The 20,635-nt window shown below is 68.8% G+C and carries 17 protein-coding genes and 6 tRNA genes; 11 read left to right on the top strand and 12 right to left on the bottom strand.

Translation table 11 applies throughout. The features are described from left to right. Positions 1–8 precede the first annotated feature (8 nt). The 3 genes from M2157_RS24895 to M2157_RS24905 all read right to left on the bottom strand — a co-directional run bounded on the left by M2157_RS24895 (position 9) and on the right by M2157_RS24905 (position 678). Positions 9–84, bottom strand: a tRNA-Gly gene (locus M2157_RS24895). 80 nt (positions 85–164) lie between these two features. Continuing rightward, positions 165–236: transfer RNA gene (locus M2157_RS24900), tRNA-Gly, on the bottom strand. A gap of 124 nt (positions 237–360) precedes the next feature. Continuing rightward, the gene (locus M2157_RS24905) at positions 361–678 is read right to left on the bottom strand and encodes an Lsr2 family protein (protein ID WP_020124273.1); all 318 of its coding nucleotides are present in this window, start codon (positions 676–678) and stop codon (positions 361–363) included. A gap of 269 nt (positions 679–947) precedes the next feature. On the opposite strand from M2157_RS24905, the gene purS reads away from it, so the two are divergent. From purS to purM, 7 genes are all read left to right on the top strand, one after another. Continuing rightward, complete coding sequence (purS, locus tag M2157_RS24910) at positions 948–1,211, top strand: phosphoribosylformylglycinamidine synthase subunit PurS (RefSeq protein WP_007383088.1); 264 nt, start codon at positions 948–950, stop codon at positions 1,209–1,211. Further along, complete coding sequence (gene purQ / locus M2157_RS24915) at positions 1,208–1,888, top strand: phosphoribosylformylglycinamidine synthase subunit PurQ (protein WP_057609335.1); 681 nt, start codon at positions 1,208–1,210, stop codon at positions 1,886–1,888. The genes purS and purQ overlap by 4 nt, the downstream gene beginning before the upstream one ends. Next, positions 1,885–4,143, top strand: a complete 2,259-nt coding sequence (gene purL / locus M2157_RS24920) for a phosphoribosylformylglycinamidine synthase subunit PurL (RefSeq protein WP_280858687.1) — start codon at positions 1,885–1,887, stop codon at positions 4,141–4,143. The genes purQ and purL overlap by 4 nt, the downstream gene beginning before the upstream one ends. 105 nt (positions 4,144–4,248) lie before the next feature. Further along, the gene (locus tag M2157_RS24925) at positions 4,249–5,046 is read left to right on the top strand and encodes a maleylpyruvate isomerase family mycothiol-dependent enzyme (RefSeq protein ID WP_280858686.1); all 798 of its coding nucleotides are present in this window, start codon (positions 4,249–4,251) and stop codon (positions 5,044–5,046) included. 91 nt (positions 5,047–5,137) lie between these two features. After that, complete coding sequence (locus M2157_RS24930) at positions 5,138–5,932, top strand: META domain-containing protein (protein WP_280866246.1); 795 nt, start codon at positions 5,138–5,140, stop codon at positions 5,930–5,932. Between the two features lie 57 nt (positions 5,933–5,989). After that, complete coding sequence (gene purF / locus M2157_RS24935) at positions 5,990–7,516, top strand: amidophosphoribosyltransferase (protein ID WP_280858684.1); 1,527 nt, start codon at positions 5,990–5,992, stop codon at positions 7,514–7,516. Between the two features lie 45 nt (positions 7,517–7,561). Continuing rightward, the gene (purM, locus tag M2157_RS24940) at positions 7,562–8,626 is read left to right on the top strand and encodes a phosphoribosylformylglycinamidine cyclo-ligase (RefSeq protein ID WP_280858683.1); all 1,065 of its coding nucleotides are present in this window, start codon (positions 7,562–7,564) and stop codon (positions 8,624–8,626) included. Between the two features lie 73 nt (positions 8,627–8,699). On the opposite strand, the gene M2157_RS24945 is transcribed toward purM, so the two are convergent. Beyond that, positions 8,700–8,948: a DUF3073 domain-containing protein gene (locus M2157_RS24945; protein WP_053849467.1), complete on the bottom strand. Its 249-nt coding sequence runs from the start codon at positions 8,946–8,948 to the stop codon at positions 8,700–8,702. 281 nt (positions 8,949–9,229) lie between these two features. Further along, positions 9,230–10,330 carry a Glu/Leu/Phe/Val dehydrogenase dimerization domain-containing protein gene (locus M2157_RS24950; protein WP_280866247.1) on the bottom strand — a complete coding sequence of 367 codons (1,101 nt, stop codon included), beginning with the start codon at positions 10,328–10,330 and terminating at the stop codon, positions 9,230–9,232. Positions 10,331–10,552: 222 nt separating this feature from the next. Here M2157_RS24950 and M2157_RS24955 point away from each other — a divergent pair, with 222 nt between their 5' ends. Together M2157_RS24955 and bldC are read left to right on the top strand one after the other, a co-directional pair. Beyond that, positions 10,553–11,395, top strand: coding sequence for a hypothetical protein (locus M2157_RS24955; protein WP_280858681.1), 843 nt, complete (start codon positions 10,553–10,555; stop codon positions 11,393–11,395). A gap of 513 nt (positions 11,396–11,908) precedes the next feature. Further along, a complete protein-coding gene (gene bldC, locus M2157_RS24960; RefSeq protein ID WP_003949541.1) occupies positions 11,909–12,115 on the top strand; it encodes a developmental transcriptional regulator BldC in 207 nt (68 codons plus the stop codon). A gap of 440 nt (positions 12,116–12,555) precedes the next feature. Here the strand turns inward: bldC and M2157_RS24965 are convergent, their stop codons facing one another. The 7 genes from M2157_RS24965 to M2157_RS24995 form a co-directional block, all read right to left on the bottom strand. After that, on the bottom strand, positions 12,556–12,753 hold the full coding sequence (locus tag M2157_RS24965) for a DUF6274 family protein (protein ID WP_280858680.1): 198 nt from the start codon (positions 12,751–12,753) through the stop codon (positions 12,556–12,558). A 587-nt stretch (positions 12,754–13,340) separates the two neighbouring features. After that, positions 13,341–13,415, bottom strand: a tRNA-Asp gene (locus M2157_RS24970). 94 nt (positions 13,416–13,509) lie between these two features. Next, positions 13,510–17,493 (bottom strand): ATP-dependent RNA helicase HrpA, encoded by a 3,984-nt coding sequence (hrpA, locus tag M2157_RS24975; protein ID WP_280866248.1) that lies wholly within the window; start codon positions 17,491–17,493, stop codon positions 13,510–13,512. A gap of 113 nt (positions 17,494–17,606) precedes the next feature. Next, positions 17,607–17,680, bottom strand: a tRNA-Phe gene (locus M2157_RS24980). A gap of 24 nt (positions 17,681–17,704) precedes the next feature. Beyond that, positions 17,705–17,779, bottom strand: a tRNA-Asp gene (locus M2157_RS24985). 38 nt (positions 17,780–17,817) lie between these two features. Further along, positions 17,818–17,890 (bottom strand) — tRNA-Glu (locus M2157_RS24990). 80 nt (positions 17,891–17,970) lie between these two features. Further along, on the bottom strand, positions 17,971–19,554 hold the full coding sequence (locus M2157_RS24995) for a metallophosphoesterase (RefSeq protein WP_280866249.1): 1,584 nt from the start codon (positions 19,552–19,554) through the stop codon (positions 17,971–17,973). An 85-nt stretch (positions 19,555–19,639) separates the two neighbouring features. Between M2157_RS24995 and M2157_RS25000 the strand changes: the two genes are divergently transcribed. Together M2157_RS25000 and M2157_RS25005 are read left to right on the top strand one after the other, a co-directional pair. Beyond that, positions 19,640–19,990 carry a metallopeptidase family protein gene (locus M2157_RS25000; RefSeq protein WP_280858677.1) on the top strand — a complete coding sequence of 117 codons (351 nt, stop codon included), beginning with the start codon at positions 19,640–19,642 and terminating at the stop codon, positions 19,988–19,990. A gap of 90 nt (positions 19,991–20,080) precedes the next feature. Then, a complete protein-coding gene (locus M2157_RS25005) occupies positions 20,081–20,593 on the top strand; it encodes a hypothetical protein (protein ID WP_280866250.1) in 513 nt (170 codons plus the stop codon). Positions 20,594–20,635 lie beyond the last annotated feature (42 nt).

Raw genomic sequence — 20,635 nt, forward strand, 5'->3', positions numbered from 1 at the left:
CTTCTTCGTGGAGCGGACGACCAGGTTCGAACTGGCGACCTCAACCTTGGCAAGGTTGCGCTCTACCAACTGAGCTACGTCCGCATTGCCTCCGACCGGCTCTCACCGATCGGCGCGGGCACCATCCTACCCGATCCACCAGAGTGGTCCGGACGGCGATGCAGAGCGGGTGACAGGAATTGCACACTGCGCCTTCCCCCTGGAAGGGGGATGTTCTACTACTGAACTACACCCGCGTGTACTCCGTGAGCTGGGCCTTTTCGGCCTCGCCCCTCGGCGTGCTCCAGACTCTAGCTGACCAGGTGGGGTGCAACGCAAGTCGGTTGGCCCGAGGGGCGGGTGACCCGGCGTCGACGGGCGCTACCGCGCCTCGGCGAACGCCTCGTAGACCTTCTTGGGGATCCGTCCGCGGGCGGGGACGTCCATCTTGTTGGCCTGGGCCCAGGCCCGGACGGCCGCCGGGTCGGGAGCGACCTCGGTCTGCCGGTACGCCTTGCCGGACCTGGACCGCTTGCGGCCGGCCTCCACGTAGGGCTCGAGTGCCTTACGCAGTTTCTTGGCATTGGCTTGATTCAGGTCGATCTCGTACGACTTGCCGTCGAGTCCGAAGGCGATCGTTTCCGCCGCTTCCGAGCCGTCGATGTCGTCAAAGAGAGTGACCACGACCTTCTGCGCCACGAATATCGGTCCCTTCGTGCGGCACGTTGTCAATTCATTTGTACAGTGCCCGACAATGCATTGTGAAGCTCGACTAAATCCTTCCGCGTGTCCGAGCGCAATAGGTATCGGGTGTCGATCTGAGATCTTTCCGGGAAATTTTCACGGACGTCCGCCCCGGTGCTGGGCCGTGATGGCCGTCACGTAGTTTCCTACAACTCAACGCGCGTAGAAATTTTGTGCGGGTAGTCTGAAGGAACCTGCTCAGCACCACACCACCGGGAGTGCCAGTGGCACGCGTCGTAGTCGACGTCATGCTCAAGCCGGAGATCCTCGACCCCCAGGGCCAGGCGGTGCAGCGTGCACTGCCGCGACTGGGTTTCGACGGCATCTCGGACGTACGTCAGGGAAAGCGATTCGAACTGGAAGTTGACGGACCGGTCGACGAGGCCGCGCTCGCCCGCATCCACGATCTTGCGGAATCCTTCCTCGCCAACACCGTGATCGAGGACTTCACCGTCAAGGTGGAGGAAGTCGCGGAGGCCGCGAAGTGACCGCTCGTATTGGCGTCGTCACTTTCCCCGGCAGCCTCGACGACCGGGACACCCAGCGCGCGATCCGCCTCGCGGGCGCCGAACCGGTCGCGCTCTGGCACAAGGACAAGGACCTCCACCAGGTCGACGCCGTGGTGCTGTGCGGCGGTTTCTCCTACGGCGACTATCTGCGCGCGGGTGCCATCGCGCGCTTCTCGCCGGTGATGGAGCCCCTCATCGAGCAGGCGAAGGCCGGCCTCCCGGTCCTCGGCATCTGCAACGGCTTCCAGATCCTCACCGAGGCCCACCTCCTCCCGGGCGGGATGCTCGGCAACGACCACCTCCACTTCATCTGCCGCGACCAGAAACTGCGGGTGGAGAACGCGGACACCGCCTGGACGACCGACTACTCGGCCGGCCAGGAGATCAACATCCCGCTGAAGAACATGGACGGCCGGTACGTCGCCGACGAGTACACGCTCGACAAGCTGGAGGCCGAGGGCCGGGTCGCGTTCCGCTACCTCGACTTCAACCCGAACGGCTCGCTGCGGGACATCGCCGGCATCACCAACGAGGCGGGCAATGTCGTAGGTCTGATGCCGCACCCGGAGCACGCCGTGGAGCCGCTCATCGGCACCGGCCGCACCGACGGCCTCCCCTTCTTCACCTCGATCCTCAAGAAGCTGGTCAACGCATGAGCCGGACGCCTCTGGACACGGTCGAGCACGCGGCCGCGACCCCCGACGTCGAGCTGCCCTGGGCCGAACTCGGCCTGAAGAAGGACGAGTACGAGCGGGTCGTGGAGATCCTCGGCCGTCGGCCCACCGGCGCCGAGCTCGCCATGTACTCGGTCATGTGGTCCGAGCACTGCAGCTACAAGTCCTCCAAGGTCCACCTCCGCCAGTTCGGCGAGAAGGCCCCGCAGAGCGATGCGCTGCTCGTCGGCATCGGTGAGAACGCGGGCGTCGTGGACGTCGGCCAGGGTTACGCGGTCACCTTCAAGGTCGAGTCGCACAACCACCCCTCGTACGTCGAGCCCTACCAGGGCGCGGCCACGGGTGTCGGCGGCATCGTCCGCGACATCATCGCGATGGGTGCGCGGCCGGTGGCCGTGGTCGACCCCCTGCGCTTCGGCGCTGCCGACCACCCGGACACCAAGCGCGTGCTCCCCGGTGTCGTCGCCGGCATCGGCGGCTACGGCAACTGCCTGGGCCTGCCGAACATCGGCGGCGAGGTCGTCTTCGACGCCTGCTATCAGGGCAACCCGCTGGTCAACGCCGGTGCCATCGGCGTGATGCGGCACGAGGACATCCACCTCGCGAAGGCCTCCGGCGCGGGCAACAAGGTCATCCTGTACGGGGCCCGCACGGGCGGTGACGGTATCGGCGGCGCGTCGATCCTGGCCTCGGAGACCTTCGACGACGCCAAGCCGTCGAAGCGTCCGGCCGTGCAGGTCGGCGACCCCTTCCAGGAGAAGCTCCTCATCGAGTGCACCCTGGAGGCGTTCCAGGAGAAGCTGGTCGTCGGCATCCAGGACCTCGGCGCGGCCGGTCTGTCCTGTGCCACCTCCGAGCTCGCCTCCAACGGCTCGGGCGGCATGCGCGTCACCCTGGACGACGTACCCCTGCGCGATTCGACGCTCTCGCCCGAGGAAATCCTCATGAGCGAGTCGCAGGAACGCATGTGCGCGGTCGTCGAGCCGGAGAAGGTCGACCGGTTCCTGGAGATCTGCGACAAGTGGGACGTCATCGCCACCGTCATCGGTGAGGTCACCGACGGCGACCGCCTGGAGATCTACTGGCACGGCGGCAAGATCGTCGACGTCGACCCGCGCACGGTCGCGCACGACGGCCCGGTCTACGAGCGCCCGTACGCCCGCCCGTCCTGGCAGGACGAGCTCCAGGCGGACGACGCGAACAAGCTGCCGCGGCCGGCTTCGAGTGAGGAACTGAAGGACCAGGTCCTGAAGCTGGTGTCCTCTCCGAACCAGGCCTCCAAGAAGTGGATCACCTCGCAGTACGACCACTTCGTGCAGGGCAACACGGTGCTGGCCCAGCCGGAGGACTCGGGCATGATCCGCATCGACGAGGAGACCGGCCTCGGCGTCGCCATCGCGACGGACGGCAACGGCCGCTACGCGAAGCTGGATCCCTACGCGGGCGCCCAGCTGGCTCTGTCGGAGGCGTACCGCAATGTCGCCACGACGGGAGCCAAGCCGCTCGCGGTGTCGGACTGCCTGAACTTCGGCTCGCCCGAAGACCCGGCGGTGATGTGGCAGTTCGCAGAGGCCATCCGTGGACTGGCCGACGCCTGCCAGCAGTTGGGCACCCCGGTGACCGGCGGCAACGTCTCCCTCTACAACCAGACGGGCGAGGTCGCCATCCACCCGACCCCCGTGGTCGCGGTCCTGGGTGTCATCGACGACGTCGCCCGCCGTACGCCGGTCGCCTTCCAGGAGGAGGGCCAGCTGATCTACCTCCTCGGCGACACGCGTGAGGAGTTCGGCGGCTCGGCCTGGTCGCAGGTCGTCCACGACCACCTGGGCGGGCTGCCCCCGCAGGTGGACCTGGAGCGCGAGCGGCTGCTCGCCGAGATCCTGATCTCCGCCTCCCGCGACGGCATGATCGACTCCGCGCACGACCTCTCCGACGGCGGCCTGATCCAGGCGGTCGTGGAGTCGGCGCTGCTCGGCGGCAAGGGCGCGCGTCTGGTCGTACCGGACGGGCTGGACGCCTTCACCCTCCTCTTCTCCGAGTCCGCGGGCCGCGCGGTCGTCGCCGTACCGCGCTCGGAGGAACTCCGCTTCAACGACATGTGTGGTGCGCGGGGCCTGCCGGTCACGCGTATCGGTGTCGTGGACGGGGACACCGTCGAGCTCCAGGGCGAGTTCGAACTGACCCTGGAGGAGCTGCGCCGGGCGCACGAGGACACGATCCCGGCCCTGCTCAAGTAGGCCGAGGCCGTACGCCCCCGAAGGCCCCGCCCGTCGTTGTGACGGACGGGGCCTTCGCGGGGCTTCCCTCCTTGTCCGACTCCCGCGCCGACTAGGCTCACCGCCATGCCCACGGCCAGGAAGCGCGCCCGCGCCTACGACCCCGCCAAGATCCGCACGGCCGTTCAGGCCCAGCTCGGGAACGTACGGGAGGCCGTACGGACCCTGACCCCCGAGCAACTGGCGCTGCGGACGCGGCTGGGTGAGTGGACCGTACGGGAGCTGGTCGCGCACATCGGGATGGCGGTCACGGCCGTCCACCGGGCCCTGGACCGGCCCGCGCCCGCGCGTCAGGACGCCGTGCTGCTCGACTGGCCGTTCGCCACCTCCGCCAGCTCCGCCGCCATCGCCGACTTCACCCGGGGCCTGGCCGAGCAGCACCCCGACCTCGACGCCTACCTCACCGACGTCGACCGGACCCTGACCGAGCTGCTGGACACCCACCCGGGCACCCGGCTCCTGGAGACCAACGCCGGCGCGCTGCCCCTCGCCGACTACCTGGTCACCCGCACCGTCGAACTCGTCGTCCACACCGACGACCTGAGCGCCGCCGTCGCCGGCCTCGACATCCCCTACGACCGTCAGGCCCTCGCCGCCTGCACGCGCCTCCTCGCCGACGCCCTCGCCGCGAAGGCGCCCGGCGGTTCGACCGAGGTGCGGGTGCCGCCGTACGCCGTCGTGCAATGCGTCGAGGGGCCGAAGCACACCCGCGGCACCCCGCCGAACGTCGTCGAGACCGACCCGCTGACCTGGATCCGGCTCGCCACCGGGCGGCTGACCTGGAAGGACGCACTCGACGCGGCCCAGGTAAGCGCGAGCGGGGAACGGGCGGACCTGGGCGGACTGCTGCCGGTCATGAGCTGAGCGCACGGACGCGCCGACATACTGTCGGCGAACATGACAACAGACTGATAACGGCACCGAACCCACCGCCCGCCTCATGCGTCAAAGAGTCATGAAGCGGACGACATACGCCAAGTACGCGGCCGCAGCCCTGGCCGGGACCACCGTCCTGGCCGCCTGTGGCACGGAGACCGTGGGGACCAGGACCGACGACGTCTCCACGATCGCGGACACCTCCTGGGTGCCCCAGAAGGTCACCGTCGACGGCAAGGACTACGTCCTGCCCGAGAAGGGTGCTCCCAGGAACGCTCACATCACGTTCAAGCCCGGCGCCGCCGAACCGGAGGTCGACGGCGGCAAGTCCGGGGGTTCCGTGGGCTGCAACAGCATCGGCGCCGATGTGGACATCCAGGGCGACACCGTGAAGGTCTCCGACCTCGTCAGGACACTCATGGGCTGCCAAGGAGCGGTGGGGACTTTCGAGGAGAAGTTCGTCGGCGTCTTCGACAACGACCTCAAGGCCGAGCTGGAGGGGCGGTCAGGTGCCAGGACCCTCACGCTGACCAGCCCGCAGAACGACACCATCACCCTGCGCGAGAAGAAGGCCCCCGCCCTCAAGGGCACTCGCTGGTCCCTCGGCGAGAACGCCTACCTCACCCTCACCAAGAACAACACCGTCACCGGCAGCCTCGGCTGCAACACCTTCAACGGCAGGGCCACCGTCAAGGACGGCACCATCGCGTTCGGGCGCCTCGCGACCACACGCATGATGTGCTCGGGCCCGGTGATGAAGGCCGAGCGCGAACTCGCCGAAATCCTCTCCGGCAAGGTCTCCTACCAGCAGGAACTTGATTCCCTGAAGATCACGGGCGCCTCCGGCGAGAGCGTTACGGCCCACGCGGAGTAAGAAAGCCCACTCTCCGCGAATTCGGACCAGTGGTCGATCTCGCCTACACTCGGAGCCGTGCCACGTGGTGACGGACGACTCAACCACGACCTGCTCCCCGGTGAGAAGGGCCCCCAGGACGCTTGCGGCGTCTTCGGTGTCTGGGCTCCGGGCGAAGAGGTCGCCAAGCTCTCCTACTTCGGGCTCTACGCCCTCCAGCATCGGGGCCAGGAATCCGCGGGAATCGCGGTCAGTAACGGCTCCCAGATCCTCGTCTTCAAGGACATGGGCCTCGTTTCCCAGGTCTTCGACGAGACCTCGCTCGGTTCGCTCCAGGGTCATATCGCGGTCGGTCACGCCCGCTACTCGACCACCGGTGCCTCCGTGTGGGAGAACGCCCAGCCGACGTTCCGTGCCACCGCGCACGGCTCCATCGCGCTCGGCCACAACGGCAACCTGGTCAACACGGCGCAGCTCGCCGAGATGGTCGCCGACCTGCCCAAGCAGGAGGGCCGCAGCCCGCGTGTGGCCGCCACCAACGACACCGACCTGCTCACCGCGCTCCTCGCGGCCCAGGTCGACGCGGACGGCAAGCCGCTGACCATCGAGGAGGCCGCTCCCGTGGTCCTCCCCCAGGTCCAGGGCGCCTTCTCGCTCGTCTTCATGAACGAGCACACCCTCTACGCCGCCCGCGACCCGCAGGGCATCCGCCCGCTGGTCCTCGGCCGCCTGGAGCGCGGCTGGGTCGTCGCCTCCGAGTCCGCCGCCCTCGACATCTGCGGCGCGAGCTACGTCCGCGAGATCGAGCCGGGCGAGTTCGTCGCCATCGACGAGAACGGCCTGCGCACCTCCCGATTCGCGGAAGCGAAGCCCAAGGGCTGTGTCTTCGAGTACGTCTATCTGGCGCGCCCCGACACCGACATCGCGGGCCGGAACGTGTACCTCTCCCGCGTGGAGATGGGCCGCAAGCTCGCCAAGGAAGCGCCCGTCGAGGCCGACCTGGTCATAGCGACCCCGGAATCCGGCACCCCGGCGGCCATCGGCTACGCGGAAGCCTCCGGCATCCCCTTCGGTGCGGGCCTGGTGAAGAACGCCTACGTCGGCCGTACGTTCATCCAGCCCTCCCAGACCATTCGCCAGCTCGGCATCCGCCTGAAGCTGAACCCGCTCAAGGAAGTCATCAAGGGCAAGCGTCTGGTCGTCGTCGACGACTCGATCGTCCGCGGCAACACCCAGCGCGCCCTGGTCCGCATGCTCCGCGAGGCGGGCGCCGCCGAGGTCCACATCCGGATCTCCTCGCCCCCCGTGAAGTGGCCCTGCTTCTTCGGCATCGACTTCGCCACCCGCGCCGAGCTCATCGCCAACGGCATGACCATCGACGAGATCGGCACCTCACTCGGCGCCGACTCCCTGGCGTACATCTCCATCGACGGCATGATCGAGGCGACCACCATCGCCAAGCCGAACCTCTGCCGCGCCTGCTTCGACGGCGAGTACCCGATGGAGCTCCCGGACCCCGAGCTGCTCGGCAAGCAGCTCCTGGAGACCGAGCTGGCCGCAGGGCCCGCCGCCACGGCCGCGGCCGACGCGATCCGTCGCCCGTAGGCAGCCCGTCATACCTGCCGTACGACACGAAAGTTCTCACTAGCCATGTCTGAGACAACTGGTGCCAGCTACGCAGCCGCGGGCGTCGACATCGAGGCGGGCGACCGCGCCGTAGAACTGATGAAGGAGTGGGTGAAGAAGACCCAGCGACCCGAGGTCCTCGGCGGCCTCGGCGGTTTCGCCGGACTCTTCGACGCCTCCGCCCTCAAGCGCTTCGAGCGTCCCCTGCTCGCCTCCGCCACCGACGGCGTCGGCACCAAGGTCGACATCGCGCGCCAGCTGGGCGTCTACGACACCATCGGCCACGACCTGGTCGCGATGGTCATGGACGACATCGTGGTGTGCGGTGCCGAGCCGCTGTTCATGACCGACTACATCTGTGTCGGCAAGGTCCACCCCGAGCGCGTCGCCGCGATCGTCAAGGGCATCGCCGAGGGCTGTGTGCTCGCCGGCTGCGCCCTGGTGGGCGGCGAGACGGCCGAGCACCCGGGTCTGCTCGGCCCGGACGACTTCGACGTCGCCGGCGCCGGTACGGGCGTCGTGGAGGCCGACCGGCTGCTCGGCGCGGATCGCATCCGTAAGGGTGACGCGGTCATCGCCATGGCGGCCTCGGGTCTTCACTCGAACGGGTACTCGCTCGTGCGGCATGTGCTCCTGAACCAGGCGGGCCTCGCCCTGGACGCCCGGATCGACGAGCTCGGCCGCACGCTCGGTGAGGAACTCCTGGAGCCCACCAAGATCTACTCCCTGGACTGCCTGGCCCTGATCCGCACGGCCGAGGTGCACGCCTTCTCGCACGTCACCGGCGGCGGTCTGGCGGCCAACCTGGCCCGTGTGATCCCCGACGGCCTGCACGCCGTCGTGGACCGCACCAGCTGGACACCGGGCCCGATCTTCGACCTCGTCGGCAGGACGGGTCAGGTCGAGCGCCTGGAGCTGGAGAAGACCCTGAACATGGGCGTCGGCATGATCGCGATCGTGCCCGAGGAGTCGGCGGACGTCGCCCTGGCCACCCTGGCCGACCGCGGGGTCGAGTCATGGGTCGCGGGCGAGATCACGGACCGCGGTGACCACACCACGGGCGCCGAACTCGTCGGTGACTACGCCTAGGAACTGACAGGCAGCGCAAAACCCGGTCCGGTGGTGTGGACCACCCCGGACCGGGTTACGCACAGCTGGGTCGTCAAGCTCCGCGGCGTTGAGACGCAGGACCGGACTCGTCGTCCTCGTCCTCGTCATCGTTGTAGAGATCCGCGTACTGGGCGTACGGGTCGTCTTCCTCGTCGTCCTCGAACGGCTCGCCATTCGGCGGCTGACTCGAAGTCGAAGCGCCCAGCTCATTGGCCAGACGCGAGAGGTCAGTCCCGCCGCTGCTGTACTTCAGCTGGCGGGCGACCTTCGTCTGCTTGGCCTTTGCCCGGCCGCGCCCCATGGCTCGACCCCCTCGAATACGGGGCTCGGTGGCCCCAGAGTCTTGACACGCGTTCATGATCTAGAACGGGCTCTCCGCAGAGAGACCGGTCCGTAGGGCTTCCACGGTACCTGAGCCCACGCCCATACGGTACGTCGCCCGCAGCACGTGGCCTTGCCCAGAACCCTCGGGGAGCCCCGTCCCCGCTGGTCAACCGCGATTTTAACCACTTCTTCGCGGCCGACCCGCCGACGAACGTGAGAGTTCTCTCTAAGTGTGCGCCGACGGGTACCGGTCAAACGTCAGCGCACCGGTTTCCTGGCCGCCTCGTGCATCCGCTGCTCGGCGATCCGGTCGGCCGCCGCGGCCGGCGGAATCCCGTCCTCCTTCGCACGTGCGAAGATCGCCAGAGTGGTGTCGAAGATCTTCGCGGCCTTCGCCCGGCACCGGTCGAAGTCGAACCCGTGCAGTTCGTCGGCGACCTGGATGACCCCGCCGGCGTTCACCACGTAATCCGGCGCGTAGAGGATCCCGCGGTCGGCGAGGTCCTTCTCCACGCCCGGGTGCTCGAGCTGGTTGTTGGCGGCGCCGCAGACGATCCTCGCGGTCAGCGCCGGCACGGAGACGTCGTTCAGGGCTCCGCCGAGCGCGCAGGGGGCGTAGATGTCGAGACCCTCGGTGCGGATCAGCGTGTCGGTGTCGGCCACGGGGCAGACGGAGGGGTGCCGGCCGGCGATCCGCTCCACGGCCTCCTGGCGTACGTCCGTGATCAGGACCTCGGCGCCCTCCTCGAGGAGGTGCTCCACCAGGTGGTGCCCGACCTTGCCGACGCCCGCGACGCCGATCCTGCGGTCGCGCAGCGAGGGATCGCCCCACAGGTGCTGTGCGCTGGCCCGCATGCCCTGGTAGACGCCGAAGGCGGTGAGGACGGAGGAGTCGCCGGCACCGCCGCTCTCGGGGGAGCGGCCGGTGGTCCAGCGGCACTCGCGTGCGACGACGTCCATGTCGGCGACGTAGGTGCCGACGTCGCACGCGGTGACGTAGCGGCCGCCGAGCGAGGCCACGAAGCGGCCGTAGGCGAGAAGCAGTTCCTCGCTCTTGTCGCGCTCAGGGTCGCCGATGATCACGGCCTTGCCGCCGCCGTGGTCGAGCCCGGCCATGGCGTTCTTGTACGACATTCCGCGCGCGAGGTTCAGCGCGTCGGCGACGGCCTCCTGCTCGCTCGCGTACGGGTAGAAGCGCGTCCCGCCGAGGGCGGGGCCGAGCGCGGTGGAGTGGAGGGCGATGACGGCCTTGAGGCCGCTCTTGCGGTCCTGGCAGAGCACGACCTGCTCATGACCGCCCTGGTCCGAGTGGAACAGGGTGTGCAGCACGTCGGCAGCGGCGCCGGTTACGTCGGTCACTGTGGTGACTCCTGGGTAAATTGCGGCGATGGGACGCAGGCGCCCATAGGGGTGGCGGGGCCTGTGAGCACGAGATTAGGGCTTGTGACGGCCCATGACCGTGCAGTGCTCAGGATCACCTTCTCCCGGGGGACGGGCGTGCGACGATTTGCATAGTTTTCCCGCGCGTTTGTGTGCGGGTTTCGCAGGTTTTCCCGGCAGGCGTCGGGGGAGAGAGCAGGCGTGCCCAAGGTGTCCTCGGTGATCGTCCCGTACGCGACCTATCTGCGCGTGTACGAACCGCTGGCCGCCTTCCCCGAGCCCGAGCGCAGTCACTGGGCCCGATACGCCCGCCGCCCGGACCGTCCGTCGTACCAGGACGAACTGCGTCGCTCCCTGGCCGACTTGCTGCCCACCCCGCCGGTCCCGGTGCCGGTGCACGAGAGCAGCGACGCCTTCGTGCTCGACGTGGACGGCGTGGTGTGCGTGTGCCCGTGGCGCACGCGGCTGCGCGGCTGGCTGGCCCTGGAGGAGCTCGGGGAGGAGCTGCCGGGGCCGGTCCTGGACGCCGTGCTGCCCGAGGTCGTACGCCGCCAGACGGCCCAGGACTACGAGCGCTGGCTCGCCCGGAACCCGGACGCCCGGCCCTGGATCCGGACCGCGACCTGGCAGGTGCCGCTGAACTGGTTCGTGCTCGTCTCCGACGAGGAGCGGCGCTTCGACAAGGGTTCCGGCGAGATCCCGCCGATGCTGCGCTACCGGACGCCCATGGTGCAGGCCCGGCGGCGCGTGGCGCGGGCTCTGAGGGCCCTCAAGGACGCTATCGACGAAGGACCGCTCATCGACGGTCTGATCGACGTGGGGCGCTGGCTGGAGGAGTTCCACCCGCGCTCGCTGGTCGAGCTCGACTACGGCGGTCTGGTGCATGTGCTGCCGCCGGGCGAGCTGGAGGACGACCACTCGGCGGCGGACGTGGCCGAGGGCATCGAGGCCCTCAGGCACGGCGACGGGGCCGCGGCGGGCGAGGCCTACGGGCGGCTCGTGGAGCGCTGGCGGGGCATCAGGGACCGGCGCTCGGCGAACTGAATGTGCGCCATGTCACGAACAGGCGTTTGACCTGACGCCCGTTTTGGGGTTTCGTCCTCGCTCAAGGTGTCAGCTTCCCCTGAAGTCTCACCGACAAGGGACGTAGGTCCCGATCCGGGCGTACACCTCACGGAGTGTCAAGCGTGACGGACCGCACGTACCCGGCTCTTGCATCTCTTGCCCCTCCTCATGCCAAAATAGGACAAGGGGCCCGGGGGAGGTTCCGCTTTGGGGGGTCTGGTGACTCCTGATCGCTCTGTGACTGATCGTCACAGTGGCGTGACTGTCCGCTATGGCATGGTCCATCGGCTTCCGTCGCCGATGAACACCTGGGGGGCAATTCCATCGGTTTGGCCGACGCGGCTGGACGGATGGTGTAGTTGTAGTGCCGAGGACAAGCCGTTCGTCCTATAACCGACTCGACCCGCATCCGCCATTTCGGGCAACGCGGGTCAAGGTGCAGAATTTAGAGGAAAGAACCGAGAACGATCGGTTCTCCCGAGGAGGCCGCTCATGACCGCTCGCACCCCTGATGCCGAGCCGCTGCTGACCCCGGCTGAGGTCGCCACGATGTTCCGCGTGGACCCGAAGACGGTCACGCGGTGGGCGAAGGCCGGCAAGCTCACGTCGATCCGTACGCTCGGCGGGCACCGCCGTTACCGCGAGGCCGAGGTCCGCGCTCTGCTCGCGGGCATCCCGCAGCAGCGCAGCGAGGCCTGAACAACTGAATAACGGGCAAACCGGCTGGCCCCCCAGTTGGCCGCGCCGCCCGAACCCTGGCTCCAAGCGACGCGGGTCCTGCCCCAACAGGGCCCATTCTCAACCTCGTCGTCGATCGCGCTGGACTCCGCCGAGTCCAGCGCGATCTTTTTTGTGTGCGGAGGGTGGGCGACCGGCAGCCCTGTGAGCGGCCTTGTCGGAGTCTGGGGAGGGGTGTCGGATCTCCTGTGAGGGGCCCCTGGCGGGCGTGCGAACAGGAGTGCAATTGCACATATTAAATTGACCTGTTGTAGGGGAGGGGTAAGTTCCACAGTTTTGAAAACTCATGCGGTGACTCCCGTCACATGCCAGAGTCCTTGTTGCCTCTGGCTCCTGTGCGCTAAAGGAGGCACGCGTCCCGGACTCCCGTCGGTGGGGCGGGGGTTGGGATCCGTCGACGATCACGCCGGGGAGGGGCTTTCGTCCTCCACGGCCTCGTCCGGGGCCGGGGCCGTGACGGTCGGTGGAGCGGAGTCCATCGCCAGCCGCAACAGGCGGTGGCAGATCGGGCAGTGGCGGGTCAGATGCCGGTACGACGACGCGGCCGCCAGGTGTGCGCGCAGCAGTGCCCGCGTCTCGTGCCTGGCCGTTGCCGCCATACGCCACCTCCGGGCTCCGCTGGGGACAGGGGCCTGGTTTCTGGGTACCGGTGCGACGCGACGCCGTCAAGATGGCGTGGACGCCGCCAGCCCCTCACGGCGCGCGGCAGTGACAACCCTGGGGGCTGCCGCCCCCAGCCCCGCTTCGACCTGAACGGTCTCGTCCTCAAACGCCGGACGGGCTGAGACTGCCTGAACGCGCCCGTACTTCGCCGGACGGTCTGGGATGGCCTGGACCGGCCGTACACACACGAATAAGGCCCGCTCCCCGTTCTCGGGTTGCGGGCCTGACTTCCAACTGCGGTCCTGACGGGATTTGCTGTGTCTGATTGCGGCTGCGCCGCGGGCGCGGCCTCCGCCTTGACAGGGTGGCGCGGTGTGGGTGCCGTGGGTATGAAGAAGGCCCGCTCCCCGTTCCCGGGTTGCGGGCCTGACTTCCAACTGCGGTCCTGACGGGATTTGCTGTGGCTGATTGCGGCTGCGCCGCGGGCACGGCCTCCACCTTGACAGGGTGGCGCGGTGTGGGTGCCGTGGGTATGAAGAAGGCCCGCTCCCCGTTCCCGGGTTGCGGGCCTGACTTCCAATTGCGGTCCTGACGGGATTTGAACCCGCGGCCTCCACCTTGACAGGGTGGCGAGCACTCCAAACTGCTCCACAGGACCAGGTTTCGCGGCGCTTACTGCTGCGTTGCGCTGCGAGAAGGACTGTACAGGAGCAGGGACGTCCTGGTCGAACTCACCCTGTGTGCGGGGGCCGTCACGGCGCGAGCGTGTCGATCGTCTTCACGATCCGCTTGTCGGAGATCGGGTACGCCGTGCCGAGCGCGTGGGCGAAATAGCTGACCCGCAGCTCCTCGATCATCCAGCGGACGTCCAGAACCTGCTGAGGCACGGGCCTGCCCTGCGGAAGCTGCTCCAGGAGCCAGGCGTACTCGTCCTGCATCTCGTGGACCTTCTCCATACGGGTCGTGTCCCGCTGGACGTTCGTCGGCATCTGCTGGAGACGGCGGTCCGCCGCGACCAGGTAACGCATCAGGTCGGGCAGCCGGCGCAATCCCGTCGCCGTCACGAACCCCGGCTTCACCAACGCGTCCAGCTGCGCCCGCACGTCCGCCAGGTTCGCCAGCAGCGCCGGGCTCCGTACGCCCTTCAGGCGCCGCTCACAGGCCTGCCAGGCGGCGAGCACCTGCTGCACCTGCCCGACCGTACGGACCGTGGTGTCGACGATCTCGGCGCGCACCTTGTCGTACAGCTTCCGGTACGACTCCTCGTCCCACGCCGGGCCCCCGAAGTCCCCGATCAGCTTGTCCGCCGCAGCGGTGGCGCAGTCGTCGAACAGCGCCTGGATCGAGCCGTGCGGATTCGACGACAGGGCGAGCTTCTGGGGGTTCGTCAGCTTCTCGGACGCGAACTTCGCCGGACTCACCGGGATGTTGCGCACGATCAGCCGCCGCGTGCCCTTCCACATCGCCTCGGCCTGCTCCGCCTCCGTGTCGAAGAGCCGGACCGAGACGGTGTCGCCGTCGTCCACCAGCGCCGGGTACGCCTTCACCGGCTGGCCCGCGCGACGGGTCTCGAAGACGCGCGTGAGCGTGCCGATCGTCCAGTCCGTCAGGCCCTTGCGCTCCAAGGACTCGCCGCCCTCGCGGGACGCGGTCGCGGCCGCCGCCTGGGACAGGGCCTGGCGCGCCTTCGGCCTGAGCTTCAGCCGCAACGCCTCCAGGTCCTTGTCCTCGGCCAGATTCCGGCGCCGCTCGTCGACGATCCGGAAGGTGATCCGCAGATGCTCCGGGACCCGCGTCCAGTCGAAGTCCTCCGCGTCGAAGGGCACGCCGACCATGCGCTTCAGCTCGCGGGCCATCGTGACCGTCAAAGGCTCCTGGAGGGGGACGGCCGTATCCAGGAACCGCCGCGCGAAGTTCGGCGCCGGCACGTAGTTGCGGCGGATCGGCTTGGGCAGGGAACGGATCAGCTCCGTCACCAGCTCCTCCCGCAGACCCGGGATCTGCCAGTCGAAGCCCTCGTCCGTCACCTGGTTCAGGACCTGGAGCGGGATGTGGACCGTGACACCGTCCGCGTCCGCGCCCGGCTCGAACTGGTACGTCACCCGGAACTTCAAGGGCCCCTGCCGCCACGAGTCGGGGTAGTCGGCCTTCGTGACCGCCTCCGCCGACTCCCGGATGAGCATCGCGCGCTCGAAGTCGAGGTAGTCCTCCTGCTCGTGGCGCTTGCGCTTCCACCACGAGTCGAAGTGCGCCCCGGACACCACGTGTTCGGGCACCCGCTGGTCGTAGAAGTCGAACAGCGTGTCGTCGTCGACCACGATGTCCCGGCGCCGCGCCCGGTGCTCCAACTCCTCGACCTCACTGAGGAGTTTGCGGTTGTCGGCGAAGAACTTGTGGTGGGTGCGCCAGTCGCCCTCGACCAGGGCGTTGCGGATGAAGAGCTCACGGCTCGACTCCGGGTCGATACGGCCGTAGTTCACCTTCCGCTGGGCGACGATCGGCACGCCGTACAGCGTGACCTTCTCGTACGCCATCACCGCGGCCTGGTCCTTCTCCCAGTGCGGTTCGGAGTACGTCCGCTTCAGCAGGTGCTCGGCGAGCGGCTCGACCCACTCCGGCTCGATCTTCGCGTTGACGCGCGCCCAGAGACGTGAGGTCTCCACCAGCTCCGCCGACATGACGAACCGCGGCTGCTTCTTGAAGAGCGCCGAGCCCGGGAAGATCGCGAACTTGGCGCTCCGGGCACCGAGATACTCGTTCTTGTTGCCGTCCTTCACGTCCTTCATGCCGATGTGCGAGAGCAGACCGGCGAGGAGGGAGACGTGGACGCTCTGGTCGGGCGCGTCGTCCTCGTTGAGATGGATGCCCATCTGCTTGGCGACCGTGCGCAGTTGGGAGTAGATGTCCTGCCACTCGCGGATGCGCAGGAAGTTCAGGTACTCCTGCTTGCACATCCGGCGGAAGGACGACGAGCCGCGCTCCTTCTGCTGCTCGCGGACATAGCGCCACAGGTTGAGGTAGGCGAGGAAGTCGCTGGTCTCGTCCTTGAAGCGGGCGTGCTGCTGGTCGGCCTGGGTCTGCTTGTCGGCCGGGCGTTCGCGCGGGTCCTGGATGGAGAGCGCGGCGGCTATGACCATGACCTCGCGGACACAGCCGTTCTTGTCGGCCTCCAGGACCATACGGGCCAGGCGGGGATCGACGGGCAGCTGGGCGAGCTTGCGGCCGGTGTCGGTCAGCCGCTTGCGCACGTCCTTCTGCGCCGGGTCCAACGCGCCCAGTTCCTGGAGGAGTTGGACGCCGTCGCGGATATTGCGGTGGTCCGGCGGGTCGATGAACGGGAACTTCTCGATGTCGCCGAGGCCGGCCGCGGTCATCTGGAGGATGACGGAGGCGAGGTTCGTCCGCAGGATCTCGGCGTCCGTGAACTCCGGCCTGCCGTTGAAGTCCTCTTCGCTGTACAGCCGGATGCAGACGCCGTCCGACGTACGGCCGCAGCGGCCCTTGCGCTGGTTGGCGCTGGCCTGCGAGACCGGCTCGATGGGCAGCCGCTGGACCTTGGTGCGGTGGCTGTAGCGGCTGATCCGGGCGAAGCCGGGGTCGATCACGTACTTGATGCCCGGGACGGTGAGGGAGGTCTCGGCGACGTTCGTCGCCAGAACGATCCTGCGCCCGGTGTGCTGCTGGAAGACGCGGTGCTGCTCGGCGTGCGAGAGGCGGGCGTACAGGGGCAGGACCTCGGTGCCCTGCCCATTAGCGCCTCCGGCGCGGGGGTAGTTCTTCTTCACCAGCGCGTCCGCGGTGTCGCGGATCTCCCGCTCGCCGGAGAGGAAGACGAGGATGTCGCCCTTGCCCTCGCCCTGGAGTTCCTCGACAGCGTCGCAGATCGCGGTGATCTGGTCGCGGTCGGAGTCGTCCGAGTCCTCTTCCAGGAGCGGGCGGTACCGCACCTCCACCGGATACGTCCGGCCGCTGACCTCGACGATCGGGGCGTCACCGAAGTGCCGGGAGAACCGCTCGGGGTCGATGGTCGCCGAGGTGATGACGACCTTGAGGTCGGGGCGCTTCGGCAGCAGCTGGGCCAGATACCCGAGGAGGAAGTCGATGTTGAGGGACCGCTCGTGGGCCTCGTCGATGATGATCGTGTCGTAGGCGCGCAGCTCGCGGTCGGTCTGGATCTCGGCGAGCAGGATGCCGTCCGTCATCAGCTTCACGAAGGTCGCGTCCTGGTTCACCTGGTCGGTGAACCGCACCTTCCAGCCGACGGCCTCGCCGAGCGGGGTGTCCAGCTCCTCGGCGACCCGCTCGGCGACCGTGCGGGCGGCGATACGACGGGGCTGGGTGTGCCCGATCATGCCCTTCACGCCCCGGCCGAGCTCCAGGCAGATCTTCGGGATCTGGGTCGTCTTGCCGGAGCCCGTCTCACCGGCGACGATCACGACCTGGTGATCACGGATGGCGGCCGCGATGTCGTCCTTCTTCTGGCTGACCGGGAGCTGCTCGGGATACGACACGGCGGGCACGCGCGCACGGCGCGCACTCACGCGCTCCTCGCCCTTGCCGACCTCCGCCTCGATCTCGGACAGCACGGCGGCCCGCGCCTCCGGCTTGCGGATCCTGCGCGCGCCTTCGAGCCTGCGCCCGAGCCGGTGCGCGTCGCGCAGGGACAGCTCGGTCAGGCGGGCGGCGAGATCCCCGAAGGCGGGGGGACCGGGGGCGGGGGCAGGGTGCGTAGACATACGCGATCCAGGATCTCATCCCCGGGAAATTACTGGCGAACGGTTTTGTCCCGCGGCCGGCCTGTCACGACACATACAACAAGACCCCGATCCGGGGATCGGGGTCTGTGCTGTGGCTGGGGCCGGGGTCGAACCGGCGACCTACCGCTTTTCAGGCGGTCGCTCGTACCAACTGAGCTACCCAGCCGCGAGGTTTCCGAGGAAACCTCAGCGGTCCTGACGGGATTTGAACCCGCGGCCTCCACCTTGACAGGGTGGCGAGCACTCCAAACTGCTCCACAGGACCAAGCGTTGTGCACGAACAGTGTCGCACACGGTGATGCGTGCCCCCAACGGGATTCGAACCCGTGCTACCGCCTTGAAAGGGCGGCGTCCTAGGCCGCTAGACGATGAGGGCTATCGGCCCGCCTGGGCGCTTCGCAGCGCGTCGGGGACGTGAGAAGCATATGGGATGCCGGGAGGTATCGCCAAAACGGTTTAGGGGCTGCCCGTGGGTGAGGTGGTGGGCGAACCCGTGGGCGAGGGGGTCGCTCCCGGCTGGTTGTCCTCCGGGAGGTGGCGGCTGACCTCCGCCGTCGTGAGGCCCAGGCCGCCGAGTTTGATCTCGTCCCAGGCCTGCAGACGGCGGGTGTCGCGGTCCATGTAGAGGATCGAGGCCTCGATGGGGTCGGGATACTTGCCCTCGACGGCCCGTAGCCCGCTGCCGCCGGTGGAGCCCTCCACCCGCAGCCGGGTGCCCTTCTTCATGACCTCCATCTCCTGGTGGTGGAGGTGGCCCGAGAGGATCATCGGGACCTCGCCGTCGACCTCGCGGGCGGCCGAGGGCTCGTGGGCGATCGCGAGGTCGACCGGGGTGCCGGCGGCCCGCTGCTCGCGCAGGGCCGCGGCCAGGCGGTCGCCCGCCGCCTCCTGGGACTCGTCGGCACCCGGGTTCGTGGAGCGGTCGGGGGTGAACTGGGGGTCGCCCATGCCCGCGAACCGCAGTCCGGCGATCGTCTCCGCCTTGCCGTTGTCCAGGACGTGGACCCGCTTCAGGCCCTCCATGTAGCGCTGGGTGGTGAGGGAGTCGTGGTTGCCGCGGACCCAGACGTACGGCGCGCCGAGGTCGGGGATCGGGTCCAGGAAGCCGTTCTCCGCCGCCGTGCCGTGGTCCATGGTGTCGCCGGAGTCGACGATCACGTTGACCTTGTACTGCTCCACCAGCGAGGCGATGATCTTCCAGCTCGCGGGGTTCAGATGGATGTCGGAGACGTGCAGGACCCGGATGGTGGTGGGGTCCGGCTGGTAGGCCGGGAGGGTGGACGTGACGTCGTAGAGCTTCGTGACGTTCGTCACCAGGCGGGCCAACTCCTTCTGGTAGACGTCGAATTCGGTGACGATGCTGCGCGCGTTGCCGACCAGCGACGGGGCGGAGGAGAGCAGTCCCGAGAACTTCGGCTCCAGGACGGATTCCGGGTTCCAGGTGGCGTACGCCGTGCCACCGCAGGCCGCCAGGAGGCTCAGGGCGAGGCCGCCGGCCGCGAGGGCCCGGCGCGGGCGGCGGTAGACCGCGAGGCCGAGGGCCGTGGCGCCCGACACCACGGCGACGACGGAGCGGACGGCCAGGTCGAGGGTGCCGTGCTCGACGTCGGTGGCGACCTCGTCCTGGAGGCCGGAGAGGCGCTCGGGGTGGTCGACGAGGGCCTGGGAGCGTTCCGGGTCGAGCTGGTCGACGTTGACGTCGAGGCGGACCGGCGCCTGGTGGCTGTCCAGCTGGAGCGCGCCGAGCGGGGACACGTTGATCTTCGTGCCGCCGGAGAGGGACGGGCGCAGGGTCATCGTCGTGTTCATGGGGCCGACCGGGACCCGGACATTGCCCACGATCAGCAGACCGAGCCATGCGCCCAGAAGGACGACGGCGACCAGGCCGAGTGCGCGGGTCCAGGGGTGCGGCTGGTGGACGAGTTCGACGGACGGGTGGGACCGGCGCCTGCCGTACTGGCGGGCGAGGGCTCGCGGGGGCTTGCGTAGGACGTTCAGGATGCTCCGGGCGGTCAGGACTGCGGCGGGGACGCGGGCCATTGGTCCCGTATGCCCAAGTCCGCTCGTGGATATGCGGGCGTACTCATGACACTCGTACGGATGGGTCGTACCGGAGAATGGGCTTGTGCTGGAGATGACGCGCGAGGAGTTCGAGGAACTGGTCGCCGAGGCCCTGGACCGGATTCCGCCGGAGTTGACGCGGCTGATGGACAACGTCGCGGTGTTCGTCGAGGACGAACCGCCGACGGACGATCCCGAGCTGCTCGGGCTGTACGAGGGCACTCCACTGACCGACCGGGGCGAGTGGTACGCCGGGGTGCTGCCGGACCGCATCACGATCTACCGGGGGCCGACGCTGCGGATGTGTGATTCCCGGGAGGACGTCGTCGCGGAGACCGAGGTGACGGTCGTGCACGAGATCGCCCATCACTTCGGGATCGACGACGCGCGGCTGCACGCACTCGGATACGGCTGAGTCCGTTTCGAACGGGGCGCGTGTCCTCTTGTGGGCGGCGGGAGTTGGGCAGGTTGACTTTTTGACGACCGCCCTCGGAGGTGGCTGCTCGTGCGCCCCTTGTACGTACCCGTCCGTCTGGCCGCCACGGTCATGGCCGTCGCCGCCGCCGCGGGCTGCATGAGCGTGGGCGGGGACGGCGGAGACGGCAGCGCGAAGCCGTCGCACTCCGCCGGTGAGCGGGGCGGTGAGGCGCCGGACGGGGGATCCGCGGGCTCGGGCGGTTCCGTGGGACTGGGCGGGGCGGGCCCGGACGGCAAGCGCGGCAAGCACAAGGGGAAGGGCGGCGAGGAGTCGGCGTCCCCGTCGGCGTCGGCCTCGGCGAGTGCGTCGGCCTCCGCGGGGGCGAAGCCGGGGAAGTCGGCCCGGCCGGTGCCGTCGGCGCCGAGGAGCGACCCGGCACCCACCCGTACGCCCGATCCGGAGCCGCCGGCGTCCAGCGAGCCGCCCGCGTCGCCCACACCGTCGCCGCCGCCCGCCGAACCGTCGTCGTCGGCGCAGCCGGAGACGGGCCCGCAGCTGAGCCAGCGGGAGCCGGCGCCCACCGCGGGGTCGCCTGCGTGACGGACCCCGTGAAAGGCCCCGAGTGACCTCGGATACATACGA

Source organism: Streptomyces sp. SAI-127 (genome assembly GCF_029894425.1).
Lineage (GTDB): Bacteria > Actinomycetota > Actinomycetes > Streptomycetales > Streptomycetaceae > Streptomyces.